Origin of the sequence: Mammaliicoccus sp. Dog046, assembly GCF_034039665.1 — a bacterium.
In the GTDB taxonomy this organism is placed as follows: Bacteria; Bacillota; Bacilli; order Staphylococcales; family Staphylococcaceae; genus Mammaliicoccus.
Map to the genome: position 1 here is coordinate 2,553,271 of NZ_CP120131.1, position 14,169 is coordinate 2,567,439.

Annotated in this window: 14 protein-coding genes; all 14 read right to left on the reverse strand. The window is 31.8% G+C overall.

Annotation, left to right across the window (positions count from 1 at the left end):
- Window positions 1-132: 132 nt before the first annotated feature.
- Window positions 133-1,587, reverse strand: coding sequence for a carbon starvation CstA family protein (locus tag P3U32_RS12725; RefSeq protein WP_323703539.1), 1,455 nt, complete (start codon window positions 1,585-1,587; stop codon window positions 133-135).
- Between the two features lie 686 nt (window positions 1,588-2,273).
- The gene (locus P3U32_RS12730; protein ID WP_323703541.1) at window positions 2,274-2,774 is read right to left on the reverse strand and encodes a hypothetical protein; all 501 of its coding nucleotides are present in this window, start codon (window positions 2,772-2,774) and stop codon (window positions 2,274-2,276) included.
- Between the two features lie 154 nt (window positions 2,775-2,928).
- Window positions 2,929-3,351 carry a hypothetical protein gene (locus P3U32_RS12735; protein WP_323703542.1) on the reverse strand — a complete coding sequence of 141 codons (423 nt, stop codon included), beginning with the start codon at window positions 3,349-3,351 and terminating at the stop codon, window positions 2,929-2,931.
- Window positions 3,352-3,356: 5 nt separating this feature from the next.
- Complete coding sequence (locus P3U32_RS12740) at window positions 3,357-4,514, reverse strand: ABC transporter permease (RefSeq protein ID WP_323703544.1); 1,158 nt, start codon at window positions 4,512-4,514, stop codon at window positions 3,357-3,359.
- Window positions 4,507-5,199: an ABC transporter ATP-binding protein gene (locus P3U32_RS12745; RefSeq protein ID WP_323703546.1), complete on the reverse strand. Its 693-nt coding sequence runs from the start codon at window positions 5,197-5,199 to the stop codon at window positions 4,507-4,509. Before P3U32_RS12745 ends, P3U32_RS12740 begins: the two co-directional genes overlap by 8 nt.
- Window positions 5,200-5,706: 507 nt before the next feature.
- Window positions 5,707-6,597: an NAD(P)/FAD-dependent oxidoreductase gene (locus P3U32_RS12750; protein WP_323703547.1), complete on the reverse strand. Its 891-nt coding sequence runs from the start codon at window positions 6,595-6,597 to the stop codon at window positions 5,707-5,709.
- A 70-nt stretch (window positions 6,598-6,667) separates the two neighbouring features.
- On the reverse strand, window positions 6,668-7,048 hold the full coding sequence (locus P3U32_RS12755) for an RrF2 family transcriptional regulator (protein ID WP_323703549.1): 381 nt from the start codon (window positions 7,046-7,048) through the stop codon (window positions 6,668-6,670).
- 198 nt (window positions 7,049-7,246) lie between these two features.
- Window positions 7,247-8,086 carry a nucleoid occlusion protein gene (noc, locus tag P3U32_RS12760; RefSeq protein ID WP_323703551.1) on the reverse strand — a complete coding sequence of 280 codons (840 nt, stop codon included), beginning with the start codon at window positions 8,084-8,086 and terminating at the stop codon, window positions 7,247-7,249.
- A gap of 41 nt (window positions 8,087-8,127) precedes the next feature.
- Window positions 8,128-8,844: a 16S rRNA (guanine(527)-N(7))-methyltransferase RsmG gene (gene rsmG, locus P3U32_RS12765; RefSeq protein ID WP_323703552.1), complete on the reverse strand. Its 717-nt coding sequence runs from the start codon at window positions 8,842-8,844 to the stop codon at window positions 8,128-8,130.
- Window positions 8,845-10,719, reverse strand: coding sequence for a tRNA uridine-5-carboxymethylaminomethyl(34) synthesis enzyme MnmG (gene mnmG / locus P3U32_RS12770; RefSeq protein ID WP_323703554.1), 1,875 nt, complete (start codon window positions 10,717-10,719; stop codon window positions 8,845-8,847). It lies immediately after the preceding gene.
- A gap of 15 nt (window positions 10,720-10,734) precedes the next feature.
- The gene (mnmE, locus tag P3U32_RS12775) at window positions 10,735-12,114 is read right to left on the reverse strand and encodes a tRNA uridine-5-carboxymethylaminomethyl(34) synthesis GTPase MnmE (RefSeq protein WP_323703556.1); all 1,380 of its coding nucleotides are present in this window, start codon (window positions 12,112-12,114) and stop codon (window positions 10,735-10,737) included.
- Window positions 12,115-12,224: 110 nt separating this feature from the next.
- Window positions 12,225-13,037 carry an RNA-binding cell elongation regulator Jag/EloR gene (gene jag / locus P3U32_RS12780; RefSeq protein WP_323703557.1) on the reverse strand — a complete coding sequence of 271 codons (813 nt, stop codon included), beginning with the start codon at window positions 13,035-13,037 and terminating at the stop codon, window positions 12,225-12,227.
- A 28-nt stretch (window positions 13,038-13,065) separates the two neighbouring features.
- Window positions 13,066-13,410: a ribonuclease P protein component gene (gene rnpA, locus P3U32_RS12785; protein ID WP_323703559.1), complete on the reverse strand. Its 345-nt coding sequence runs from the start codon at window positions 13,408-13,410 to the stop codon at window positions 13,066-13,068.
- Window positions 13,411-13,506: 96 nt separating this feature from the next.
- Window positions 13,507-13,644 (reverse strand): 50S ribosomal protein L34, encoded by a 138-nt coding sequence (rpmH, locus tag P3U32_RS12790; protein WP_016999186.1) that lies wholly within the window; start codon window positions 13,642-13,644, stop codon window positions 13,507-13,509.
- Between the last annotated feature and the right edge of the window lie 525 nt (window positions 13,645-14,169).

Here is a 14,169-nt window from a genome sequence, read left to right on the forward strand (position 1 = left end):
CATTAGCCGTTAACCTTAACAAATGTCACTGCCATATAATATTTTTGAGCGAGTGTTATATGGCAGTTGACCTTCCCTATATTCAATATATAAAAAGCCCCTTCCGGTGGAGATCGGAAGGGGCTTTTGCTATTAATATTTAGATATTGTTTTGATACCAATATGATGATCTATTTCTATCGCACGTTCACTATTTTTACGATATAAATAATAGAAATACATAGACCATAAGATAGTTAGTCCAATAGATAGCCAGTAACTTAATGTTAAATCCATACCTAATCCAATAGGCTGACTTAATATATACGTAAATATATTCCACGTCATAAATAAAGCAGGTATTAATGCTACGTAGAAATTCTTTTTAGACAACAACAAGTACATCACACCGATCCACAATGCTATCACTGCTGTTGTTTGGTTAGCCCATGAGAAATATCTCCATAAAATTGTGAAGTCTACTGTTGTTAATACAAAACTAATAATAAACATTGGTATCGCAATCGCAAATCGTTTCCATATTTTCTTTTGACCAAAATTAAAATAATCTGCGAGTATCATTCTTGCACTTCTAAACGAAGTATCTCCGCTCGTAATTGGCAATACAATCACACCAAGTATTGCAAATGTACCAAATACAGAGCCTAATAACATTGTCGATGCTTCACTCACAACAAGTGCCGCTTCACCTTTAGCTAACACTTCTTGAAGTCCACCATATCCACCGAATAAACTCATCGCAGCCGCAGCCCAAATCATTGCGATAATACCTTCCGCAATCATCATACCGTAAAATATTTTTCGACCATTTTTCTCGTTATTCGTTGTTCTAGATATAATAGGCGATTGTGTTGCGTGGAATCCAGATAAAGCTCCACAAGTAATCGTAAAGAATAGTAATGGGAATATCGGTGCAGAATCAGGATGCATATTCTTCAAAGTTAATTCTGGAATATCCGCCCCTGTCATTAATAATCTTATAAAAATACCAACCGCAGACACCATTAATATAAAACCAAATATCGGGTAAACCTTACCGATAATCTTGTCGATTGGTAATACTGTAGATAAGAAATAATATACAAAAATAACAAAAACAATAATACCTAATGCAATTTTCCCATCCATTAATGAATGTAATAATAATGCAGGACTCGTAACGAATACCGTCCCTGTTAATAGTAGTAATAATAACGTAAATACATTAACAAGATGCCTCATCACATTACCTAAGAACTTTCCAGCTAACTCGGGTAAGTGTGCCCCTTTGTTACGAATTGAAATCATACCAGTTAAATAATCATGGACAGCCCCTGCAAATATCGAGCCTAATACAATCCATAAAAATGCAACAGGACCATATAAAGCACCCATAATAGGTCCGAAAATCGGGCCAACACCAGCGATATTTAATAATTGGATTAACGAGTTTTTATTCGTCGTCATCGGAACATAGTCAATATCATCCCTTTGATCATGCGCAGGTGTTGGACGCTCATCCTTAACACCAAACATTTTTTCAATATACTTGCCATATGTAAAATAACCTACAATCAATAATACAATCGAAACTAAAAATGTAATCAAAGAAATCCCCCCTTGTTATTGAAAACGCTTGCATAAAAGTATAAATGAGTTATTTACAAATTACAATGCTTCTCGGGCAATTTAACAACATATTTACATAGTAAGCATATCAAATTGGACTTGTTTTCAATCGTTTTGATTTTTGGGAGGTGATATTGAGGTGCTAATGTACGAAATTTGTTGGGGATCACGGGAGCTGAGGTCAAGTTACGGAGTGCTAACGGACAGAATCTCGAATTATGTCCGTTACAGCTCTCTTAGGGACAGAATCCTGAATTATGTCCGTTACAACCTTCTTAGGGACAGAATCTCGAATTATGTCCATTACAACCTTCTTAGGGACAGTATTTCGAATTGTGTCCGTTACAACCTTCTTAAGGACAGAATCTCGAATTATGTCCGTTATAGCCTTCATATACACACCACTTCTATACAACTACATCACTTCAAACAAACTATAAAAAATCTCCTCAAATTTGAGGAGATTTTAATGAATTAATCCTATTAAAATTAAAAATAAAATAGAACTAATAAAAGTAATTAAAACAAGTATCCAGAGTTTTTTTAAATTCAAATCAATTTCATACACATTTAAAATTTTTATTATCGTCAATAAAGCCACTAAAACTAGTGCAAAAGAACTAATGCCAAATAATATATATAAACATATTATTATAAACTCCATGTTAAATATATTTATTTATAACGCAAAAATCTTTTATCGCGTTATATTTTTTGAAATTTTGGCAAGCTTTTGTTAATCCATAATTATATATATCTTCGGCAAATTTCGTGGCAACAGTTGTTCCAACAGCAGCTACTATTCCGATTGCTGCAGCACCAATTAATGGCGCTAATTGTATAGCTCTAGTTTTAGAACCACTTTCACCCTCGATTTTCTCTTTATCATTTTGAATTAATTGTAATTTAGATGCATCCAATGTTTTTAAATGATTTTCAACTGCTATAATTTGTTTTTCAGATAGTCCAGATTCTTCTTTAGCAACTTCTTTATCAAAAGTATATTTACCAGTATCTGAATTATAATCATAACCCTTTAAAATCTTAGAACCTAGACCTTCGTAATACTCTATACTTTGCATTTGAGCATTAGCAGGATGTGAAAAAACAGATGAAATCATAAATAATAAAGCAATAAAAGACAGTAATACTTTAAACTTATTCATAGAATCCCTCCTAGAAAAATTTTAAGTGCTACACCTAATATTTTACAAAAAAGAAAATAAATTTCAATACGTTCAAAAAATACCGTCAAATTATTTCATTATTAATAAATTCCCCACATCTTTTCTAATTGGATGTGGGGATGTCTTGTTCTAATTAAAATCTTCCTTCTTTAATCTTTCTTATAACTTTTATTATTAAAAACACAAAAGAAGCTATTAGAAACTCTTGTATAAAAAAGCCTAAATAAGTAATGAATCGAATATTCTTATTAAATTCAAAAACAGATGTATTTGATTGAACTGTATTATTTTCAATAACACTCATTGGCGTATTTGTTATTAAAACGTACATCAGTGCAGTATATATAATCGATCCTAAGATTATATAAATCCAATACAGTTTCTTTCCATATGCAATTCTACCTATCAGTATTGCTAATAAAATTGATGGTACTATTTGTACTAATAACATGTGTTGAAAAATATTAAAAGTACTCATAAAAATCATACTGAGCATTATTTCTATCACCAATAAAGCAATAATTATTGTATTTATTTTCGTTAATTTTTTATCCATAACAATTACTTCAGACCTTCGACCATATTTTTATTTGCAGCAACCATTGCAGGAATTATGCTGAACACAATTCCAAACCCAACAGTAGCTATAAAAGTTATGATTATTTGTAAACCTGTCAAACTTGCTACTATACCTAACATATTCATTAAAGTGATGCATATTAAAATTGAAATTATACCTGTTAAACCGCCTAAAGAAGATAACACTGTTCCTTCAATAATATACGATAATTGTATGTCGCTTTTTTTAGCGCCTAATGCTCGTCGGATTGCAATTTCTTTAGATCGTTCACTTATAGATGAAAACATTGCATTCATTACTCCAAATCCAGCTACAAATATCGAAATACTGGATAATAGTGCAATGAAATTTAATATTGTCTCTGTCTGAGATTTTGTTTCTTCATAGACTCCTTTATTGTCTGTATATGTATAACTGCCCTTGTTCTTATATGACCCATTTCTATCGAGTGAATCTAATGCTTTATTTATTTCTTTTTGATTTTGTGTCTTGATAAGCATTTCATCATAATACATTTTATTTTGCATAACATCTTTCTTTATTTGCTCTGTAATTATTAATGATGGCACTAACTCATTAATTGTAGATGCTTTGTAAATTGTACTTATTTTATAGTTTTTATTTTTAATTTTTATGTCTTTATTTATAAATGTTTCTATATTATTTTGGCGTGTTAAGTTTAATAACGCTTTATCACTGATTGCAATTTCATTTGAACGCTTATTTTGTTCTTCTAGCTTCTTACCCTTTATAACTTCCGGTAAATTCACTTCATTTTTCTTTAAATTTTCAACTGTTCTGTAACTAAGAATTTGTTTTGAATCTCCATAAAACACATTCACCATTGTTCCGTAAGAACTAGATACTAATTGAGCTTTCTTATTAATAACGTTTTCTATTAAATTTTTATCTTCTTCTGTAAAACCAGCCAATTCTGTGACATTTTCACTTACAAAATTAAGTGTTGTTTGATTTTTATCTACTTGGAGATTGTCTGATAAAGATTGATTTGTAAATTCACTACTTGCTTGGACGAACAGAACAACAAAACTTGCTATTGCAATTGCTATAGAAGTTAAAATACTTTGCCTTTTATTTCTTAATAACAATTTGAATACATCTTTAAATAAGTTAATCATTTACACCAGTCACCTCTGACTCTGAATAAAGTAACCCATCTTTCATAATGTATTTTTTCTTTGCTAATTGAGCTACTGTTGGATCGTGTGTCACTAATATAATTGTCATACCTTCTTGGTGAATATCTTTAAATATATTTAATATTAAATCACGATTTCTTTCATCGAGTGATCCTGTAGGTTCATCTGCAATAATGATACTAGGCTTATTTGCCAAGGCTCTAATTATAGCTACTCTTTGCTTCTGACCACCAGATAAATTACATGCATATTCATTTACTTGATGTTCTAAATTTAATTTCTTTATCAAATATTCAATGTATGATTTATCAGCTTTTTCATTGGAATATAAGAAAGGTAAGTTTATATTTTCTAACACTGTATATTCATCTATTAAGTTAAAATGTTGAAATATAAATCCGATTTTTTGATTTCTTAATTTCGACTGCTGTATATCATTTGTACTATTTATTACTTGCTCTTCAAATATGTATTCGCCAGAAAAATCTACATCCAAAAGTCCTATAATATTAAGTAAGGTAGACTTACCTGACCCTGACTTCCCTACAATTGAAACAAAGTCTCCTTTATTTATATCTAAAGAAATTCCTTTTAATATATTTTCATTTTGCTTTCCAGATCTATAATTTTTTGTTATATGACTTAATCCTATTAAACGCATCATAATGCACCCTCATCGTAGATTAAATATATGATAGTATATTCGCTTTTTTTCAATAACATTTTATTCCATCAATAATATTGTGTCAATCCTTATTTTATAAAAATAATGTTTTATAAAATAAATTATTTTTTTTAGATAATTAGTTTTTTTTCATTTCTTTAACATTTAAAATCTACGATATTTTCATTCTCTTAATATCCTACAAACTTAAAAATAGGCTGGGACTGAAATATTCTAGAAATTAAAAATACAGTGGAAATTCATTTCTACATTTGAATTTCCACTGTATTTTTTTGTTTAAATTCTTTTTGGTAGATCTTATATTTGTTGCCATTAAAGCAATTTCAAGTTCTCATTTTACTTTGGAATATTCTCGTAACAACATACGAATGAAATCCAAAATAACCTTTAAATATACGAAAACTACTTCTAAATCAATCTTACTTTGTTTCTAGTTTGAGATATTACTGATTTTGAGTTAGGAATTATGTCCTATGCTCTTTTTTTTTATGATTCCATAATAATTTGCATTGCTACAAATTTTGCAACTTGGTTACCATTTGCTGCTGCATCTATGAGTTGAGATGCTATGAAATCTTTACTTTCTCCGGCTACAAACAATCCTGGTACAGATGATTCACCTAACTGGTTTATTTTTATTTTTCCGTTATCTTCTCTTTCGATATTGAGCGTTTTTAAAAATTCAAAATCAGTATCCCACTTCACGCCAATAATTGCACCGCTTCTCTTGATACGTTCACCATTTTTAAAAATAACTTCATTAATTTGTCCTTCATTCTGTTTAAATTCGGCTACTTCGCTTTCAACTAATGTGATATGTTTACTTTCAATAAACGCTTTATCTTCTTCAGTTAATATAGAAAAATCATAACTACTTATAACAATATCATCTGTCCAATTATTGATGAGCATCGCCATATGTTTCACATGTTCAGGTTGAACAGCTACAACTAATGGTTTATTTCTCAATTCATATCCATCGCACCATGGACAATAAAAGACTGATTTTCCATAGCTTTCTTTTAAACCTTCAATTTCTGGTAATGTTTCTCGTAATCCTGTACATACCATAATTTTCTTAGCTTTATATTGTCTATTTTCTGTTTTAACAATAAAATATGTCTCTTCTTTCAATATGTTTAACGCTGTGTCATTGATTCGTGTTACATCATCGTATTGATCAACATCATGTTCTGCTTTAGCTCTCAATTCTTCTGGTCTGACACCATCTTGTGTTAAAAATGCATGGGAGTGCTGTGTCACTTTATTTCTCGCATTATTATTGTCTATGACTAACGTCTTCTTCAAAGCTCTTCCTAATGTGAGTGCACTTGCTAATCCTGCTGGTCCTCCACCTATTACTATACAATCAAACATAGTATTTCCACCTTTCATAACCATTATAGAGTTTTAATATCTACAATTAATAAATAAAAAAAGATTTAACTTACATTAAATCTTTTAACGTTTTATTTTTCAAAGCTTGCGTCATCTCATCTTCTGCTGAAGTTAATATCGCTTGTATCTTACATTCTGGACCGTGATCAAAACTATCTCCAAGTGTGCTTTGATGGCCATCAATTGCAGTAATTATATAATAGACAGTTATGTCTTCCCAATTATTGACTAAGTAATAACCACCTTTTGCACCAGATGCAGATTTAATGACGCCCGCTTTTACTAATTGCGTTAATATTTTAGATAAATATGTTACAGATACATTTAACGTCTCAGATAAACTTTTAACATTGATGAGTTGTTGGTCTCTTTTAGCAATTAAATATGCCAGTGCATGCAACCCATAGTCTGACCCTTTAGAAATCTTCATATTACACCTCTTAATCATAGATATTACAACTCTATAATAACAACTTTAAACTAAAAGTCCATTATTTAGCTCAACATATAAAACCAATGGACAGGACAGAAGTCTAATTTATATAAAAAGATTGTGTAGTCCTCTCCCGGCAAGGATGACAAGATACTAAAAGAGGCTGAGACACTTCAATGTCCCAACCTCTTTGTTTTATTTTCTCTTATAAACTTTAATTGTTATTTCATAGAAGTCTTTGTGTTCTTCGTCCATCCTTTTGACTTTTATGCCTTCTTTTTCGACATTTTTAATACTTTGTCTAAGTGTATCTAATGCTTCAGATATGTCTTGTTCGAATTGGAATTGTTTTGCTTTTACTTTTTCCGAACCTCGAATTTTTTTCACACGATCTTCTGTTTGTTTAACATTTAAGTTCTGTGATTGTATTGCAGTTAAGACATCGCGTTGCCCGTCATCATCTAGACCTAACATGGCTCTTGCGTGTCTTTCTGTTATTTCACCTTTTTGTAATGAGATGATAATTGGTTCTGACAATTTCAACAGTCTTAATTTATTGGCTATAAATGATTGGCTTTTCCCCATACTTGTTGCTAAATCTTGTTGCGTAATGCCTTCTAATTCAAGCAACTTTTTATATGCTTCCGCTTCTTCTATAGCTGATAAATTTTCACGCTGTATATTTTCAATGAGTGCTACTGCTGCTGTTTCTTTATCATTCAAAGGCTTGATGATAACTTCTGTTTCAGGTAAATCGTTATGTTTCATAGCACGAAATCTACGCTCTCCAGCAATGATTTCATACATTCCTTCTTCAATTGGACGAACTACAATAGGTTGTAATAATCCGTGTTCTTTTATGGACTGTGCTAATTCTTTAATTTTTGATTCATCGAATACTTTTCTTGGTTGATAACGGTTTGGCACAATTCTCTCTGTTGAAATTATTGCTACATTACCTTCAGCTCTCGCTTCTTCTATGTGTTCTAATTCTTTGTCTTTTAGTCCAAATAATTTAGAAAAAGGTTTCTTCATTTCAATATACCTACTTTCATTCATACATATTTCCCAGGTAATTATTTAGTTAATGGTTCTTTGTTTGGTGTACCTGGTTTTCTCGGATATTTCTTAGGTGTTTGTCTTAATTTATCTATAGTAATAATTTGTCTAACACTTTCTTCTAAAGGTAATGTAAATTCAACAACATCTTTCACTTGGCCGCCAAGAACTGAAATCGCAAATTGTGCATCTTCTAATTCTTCGTTACCTTGTGAACCTTTTAATGCTACAAATTGACCGCCTTTTTTAACTAAAGGTATACACAGTTCGCTTAGCACAGATAATCTTGCCACTGCACGTGCTGTTACAAGATCAAAACTTTCTCTCGCTTCATTTTTACCAAAAGTTTCTGCTCTATCATGAACAAAATTAACTTGGTCTATATTTAAAGCAGATGCTAATTCATTTAAGAATTTAATACGTTTATTTAAAGAATCTACTATTGTAATTTGCAAATGCGGATATAAAATTTTCAACGGTATACTAGGGAATCCTGCGCCTGCACCAACGTCGCATATGGATTCAATTTTTGTAAAATCAATATAAAAAGCTGGCGTCACTGAATCAAAAAAGTGTTTTAAGTAGACTTCTTCTTTTTCAGTAACAGCAGTTAAATTAATTTTCTCATTCCATTCTACTAACATTTCAAAATAAATCTCAAATTGTTTAAGTTGTTGATCTGTTAATGTAATGTTTGATTCTTTTAATGAGTTTATAAATGTTTGTTCATTCATCTAGTTCACCTTCTGAATTTTACCTTGTTCTATATAAACAAGCAATATTGAAATGTCTGCAGGGTTAACACCTGATATACGTGAAGCTTGTGCAATATCTAATGGGTTAACTTCTTTTAATTTTTGACGCGCTTCAGTAGCTAAACTATTTATCGCATCATAATCAATATTTTCTGGAATTTTTTTATCTTCCATACGTTTCATTTTTTCAACTTGGGCTAATGATTTTTGGATATAGCCTTCGTATTTTGTTTGAATTTCAACTTGTTCTTGAACATCTTCACTCACTGGAGATGTTTCTTGCAAGATTTCCATAATTGCATTGTAATCCATTTCAGGTCTACGCAATAAATCTAATGCTAAGATACCATCTTTAAGTGCAGATCCTCCATGACTTTCAATTACGCTTTGTGTATGTTCATTTGGTTTAATTCGAATGCCTCTTAATCTTTCTTGTTCTGCTGCGATTGCTTCACGTTTTTGATTAAATTTAGCATAACGTTCTTCTGAAATCATACCAATTTCATAACCGATATCTGTTAATCTTAAGTCTGCATTATCATGTCTTAATAATAAGCGGTGTTCAGCGCGTGATGTTAATAAACGATATGGTTCATTAGTTCCTTTAGTAACTAGATCATCAATTAATACACCAATATAAGCGTCTGAACGACGTAAGATAACATCATCTTTACCTAGCACTTTACCTGCTGCATTAATACCAGCCATTAAACCTTGACCAGCCGCTTCTTCATAACCTGAAGTTCCGTTAATTTGTCCTGCAGTAAATAAATTTGTAACAACTTTTGTTTCTAATGTTGGCCACAATTGTGTTGGCACGATTGCATCATATTCAATTGCATAACCGGCACGCATCATATCTGCATTTTCTAATCCAGGGATCGTTTCTAACATCTTACGTTGAACGTCTTCTGGTAAACTTGTAGATAATCCTTGAACATAGACTTCTTGTGTTTTACGGCCTTCAGGTTCTAAGAATAATTGGTGTCTTGGTTTATCATTGAAACGTACGAATTTATCTTCGATTGACGGACAGTATCTCGGACCTGTTCCTTTAATCATACCTGAGTACATAGCAGATAAATGTAAGTTATCATCGATGACTTTATGCGTCGTTTCATTTGTATAAGTTAACCAACATGGTAATTGATCTAGTATATATTCAGTCGTTTCATAACTAAATGCACGACCAACATCATCACCCGGTTGAATTTCTGTTTTACTATAATCGATTGTATTTCCGTTTACACGTGGTGGTGTTCCCGTTTTAAATCGAACGATATCAAATCCTAATTCTTTTAAGTGTTCTGCAAGTTTAATAGAAGGCATTTGGTGATTAGGACCACTTGAATATTTCAAGTTACCTAAAATGATTTCGCCACGTAAGAATGTGCCTGTTGTTAAGACAACTGCATCTGCTTCATACGTTGATCCGATAACCATCTCAACACCTTTAACTTTATTGTCTTCTATAATTAATCTTTCTACCATACCTTGCATAATATCTAAGTTTGGCTCATCTTCAATCACACGTTTCATTTCTTCTTGATACAAGACTTTATCTGCTTGTGCACGTAATGCTCTTACAGCAGGACCTTTACCTGTGTTTAACATACGCATTTGAATGTGTGTTTTATCTATTGTCTTCGCCATTTGACCGCCAAGTGCATCAATTTCTCTAACTACGATTCCTTTTGCTGGGCCACCAACTGATGGGTTACATGGCATAAATGCTACACTATCTAAGTTAATTGTTAGTATTAGTGTTTTTGCGCCACGTCTTGCTGAAGCTAATCCTGCTTCAACACCTGCATGCCCTGCACCGACAACAATAACGTCATATTTTTGTGTCAAAATTTTTCCTCCTTTTTATTTTCCTAAACAGAATTGACTAAATAATTGATCAATGAGTGAATCACTTGCTTCTTCACCTATCACTTCGCCAAGTAATTCCCAAGTTTTGATTAAGTCAATTTGTACAATATCTATAGGTACGGCATCTTCAGCTGATTGAATAGCGTCATTAATGGATGTTCTCGCATCTTTAAGTAACGCAATATGTCTAGAATTAGAAACATAAGTCATATCTTGTGATTGTACTTGTCCTCCAAAGAATAGCTCTGAAATCTTCTGTTCAAGCTCTTCAATACCTTGTTGTTCAACCATAGATGTTTGAACGAGTGGATGATCACCAATCATGTTTTTGACTTCTTCCAAATCAAGTTGTTGTTCTAAATCCATCTTGTTAATAATAACAATGACATCTTCGTCTTTAATCACATCAAACAATTGGTAATCACTTTCTGTTAATGCTTCATTATAATTAAGTACGAATAATATTAAATCTGCTTCTGACAATGCTTTTCTGGATCGTTCGACACCGATTTTTTCAACGATATCTTCTGTTTCACGAATCCCTGCTGTGTCTACAAGTCTTAACGGTACGCCTCTTACATTAACATACTCTTCTAGTACATCTCTTGTTGTACCGGCTACTTCAGTAACGATTGCTTTATTATCTTGGATTAAATTGTTGAGCATCGAGCTTTTTCCGACATTTGGTTTACCTACAATAACAGTAGATAATCCTTCTCTCATAATTTTACCTTGTTGTCCTGTTTTTAATAATTGATCGATTTCATGTTCAATATGTCTAGATTCTTTTAATAAAAACTGTGTTGTTGCTTCTTCAACATCATCGTATTCCGGGTAATCAATATTCACTTCTACTTGAGCAAGTATTTCAAGAATAGATTGTCTGAGCCCTTTAATTAGACTACTTAGACGCCCTTCCATCTGCCCTAAGGCTACCTTCGATGCGCGTTCCGTCTTAGATCTTATGAAATCCATAACCGCTTCTGCTTGTGATAAGTCAATACGACCATGTAAGAAAGCACGTTTTGTAAATTCACCTGGTTCAGCCATTCTAGCACCATTCGATAATGTTAATTCAAGTACACGATTAACTGTAACTAGTCCACCATGACAGTTAATTTCGACAATATCTTCTCTTGTAAATGTCTTCGGTGCTTTCATAACTGCGACCATTACTTCTTCAACAACTTCTTCTGATTCTGGATCAATGATATGTCCATAATTAATCGTATGTGATGCCACTTCGTCGAGTTGTTTTTTTCCTTTATATATACGATTTGCAATATTCAAGGCATCCGGGCCACTTAATCGTACGATTGCAATTGCGCCTTCACCCATAGGCGTTGAGATACTTGTAATTGTATCTAGTTCCATGATATTCTCCTCCACCATTAATAGCTATTCTATTGATTGTAAATGGTTTTGTTCAATTTTTCGAATATATTGTCCGAAAAAATGCGGAGCGAGATGACTCACTCCGACTATTACACTTTATATTTAATGACTAAATATCGATGTGGCTCTCTTCCTTCAGAGTATGTTTCGATATTTTCAATCTTACTAACTGCTTGATGCATTATTTTGCGTTCAAAGTTTGGCATTGGTTCTAATTTAACTGGTCTTTTTGTCTGAATTGCTTTTTTAGCCATGTTTTGTGCCAATTGTTCCAAAGTTTCTTTACGCTTCTCTCTATAAGATTCGATATCTAATATGAGCGAATAATAACCTTTCACGAATTGATGCATATAGTTTTGGCCAACGACTTGTAATGCATTTAAAATTTGTCCGCGTTTTCCTATTATAAAAGCAGCTTTACTAGAAGTCATATTGATATAAATCGTATTCGACTTAATTTCATATGATCCATCTACATCAATATCCATTTCTTTAATTATATTTAACACGTATTCTAAAGTACGGTTTGCAACTTCATTTAATGAATCCTTCTTCTGAAGTCTTTGTTGATTTTCTTCATCTTCTGTTTGAATATCATCTTGTGTTGTCTCTTGCTTGGTTACTTGAGCTGGTGCTTCAGTTTTCGAATTCACATTATTTATGTTCTCGCTCTGTGCTTCTTGATGACGTTCCTTTAATGCTTCAATTGATTCAAACTGTTTAAGTTCTGGATCAATCACCGTCAATTCAATTTGAGCATCTTGCTTCATAAATCCAAAAACACCTTTTCTACCTTCATTAATAACATCAATTCTGACTTGTTTTTCTTGAACATTTAAATCTTCTAAACCTTGTTGTAGTGCTTGTTCTACTGATTGTCCTTCATAGCGTGATTTAAGCATCCTGCAACCTCCTAGTAATTATCCATACTTAAGGAATACGTTTATTAAAAACTTTAGCAATCTTCAATACATGCTCTATACTTTTCTGTGTTTCTACTACTGATAAATCTACAGATTGGTTTCGAGCAATAACAATGATGTCTTTAGGAAGAATATTTTCTTTATGATTCTTAAAACATTCTCTAATTGACCTTTTTATTCTATTTCTAGTAACAGCATTTCCTAACTTTTTTGAAACACTCATACCTAATCTAAAGTGTTCACAATCATTTTCTGCTGTATAAATAACGAATTGTCGATTAGCAACTGACTTACCCATTTTATAAATACGTTGAAAATCATTGTTTTTTTTAATTCGATAAGCCTTTTCCACTACATCCACTCCACAATTCATCACTTAATTATTGTTTATTATACAAAACAATTACTTCAATTAAAACAAAAAAAAGACCACTGCTCTTCAGTGATCTTAAGCTGATAATACTTTTCTGCCTTTACGACGACGGCGAGCTAATACTTTACGGCCGTTTTTAGAGCTCATACGTGCACGGAAACCGTGTACTTTACTATGTTTACGTTTATTTGGTTGATACGTACGTTTTACCATTTAAGAACACCTCCAATAATTTTCTTAAATATCTATTAGTTAGATAATTGTTTGTATGATATTCATTTATATAGATTCAGAAGATAAATTACAAAATTATTTATACCATACGTGTGATTAGTCACAATTTCAATAACCATTAAACTATAACAAATCAATATTTAAAAATCAAGAAGTATTTTGTGTGGACCCTATTAGAAAGTTATCCACTTATTCACAATGCATTCCCATCATTTTGTGGATAATTTAATTATGATCTTTTGTTATTCACAGCCTAATATGATCTTTTCTCACATATTCACATGTATTTGACAACTCGTTTTGTTTATAAGTATAATTGTGTGGATAAGTTATGCAAAGCATTGATATTACTATGATTTTTATAGTAGAATATCCATAGAAAGATTGTGGACAAGCGAATGTAAACGGTTAGTTATCCACCGAATGTGCGTAAGTTGTGGATAATTATTAACACCCTGTTATTTTCTTTATCAACAATCAAATAATATGTGTGTAACTCAATAA

Bases quoted from the DNA above. Each gene is read 5' to 3' on its own strand.
- P3U32_RS12730 (WP_323703541.1), bottom strand. From the start codon at position 2,774: ATGAATAAGTTTAAAGTATTACTGTCTTTTATTGCTTTATTATTTATG.
- P3U32_RS12735 (WP_323703542.1), bottom strand. From the start codon at position 3,351: ATGGATAAAAAATTAACGAAAATAAATACAATAATTATTGCTTTATTG.
- P3U32_RS12740 (WP_323703544.1), bottom strand. From the start codon at position 4,514: ATGATTAACTTATTTAAAGATGTATTCAAATTGTTATTAAGAAATAAA.
- P3U32_RS12745 (WP_323703546.1), bottom strand. From the start codon at position 5,199: ATGATGCGTTTAATAGGATTAAGTCATATAACAAAAAATTATAGATCT.
- P3U32_RS12750 (WP_323703547.1), bottom strand. From the start codon at position 6,597: ATGTTTGATTGTATAGTAATAGGTGGAGGACCAGCAGGATTAGCAAGT.
- P3U32_RS12755 (WP_323703549.1), bottom strand. From the start codon at position 7,048: ATGAAGATTTCTAAAGGGTCAGACTATGGGTTGCATGCACTGGCATAT.
- noc (WP_323703551.1), bottom strand. From the start codon at position 8,086: ATGAAGAAACCTTTTTCTAAATTATTTGGACTAAAAGACAAAGAATTA.
- rsmG (WP_323703552.1), bottom strand. From the start codon at position 8,844: ATGAATGAACAAACATTTATAAACTCATTAAAAGAATCAAACATTACA.
- mnmE (WP_323703556.1), bottom strand. From the start codon at position 12,114: ATGGAACTAGATACAATTACAAGTATCTCAACGCCTATGGGTGAAGGC.
- jag (WP_323703557.1), bottom strand. From the start codon at position 13,037: ATGCTTAAATCACGCTATGAAGGACAATCAGTAGAACAAGCACTACAA.
- rpmH (WP_016999186.1), bottom strand. From the start codon at position 13,644: ATGGTAAAACGTACGTATCAACCAAATAAACGTAAACATAGTAAAGTA.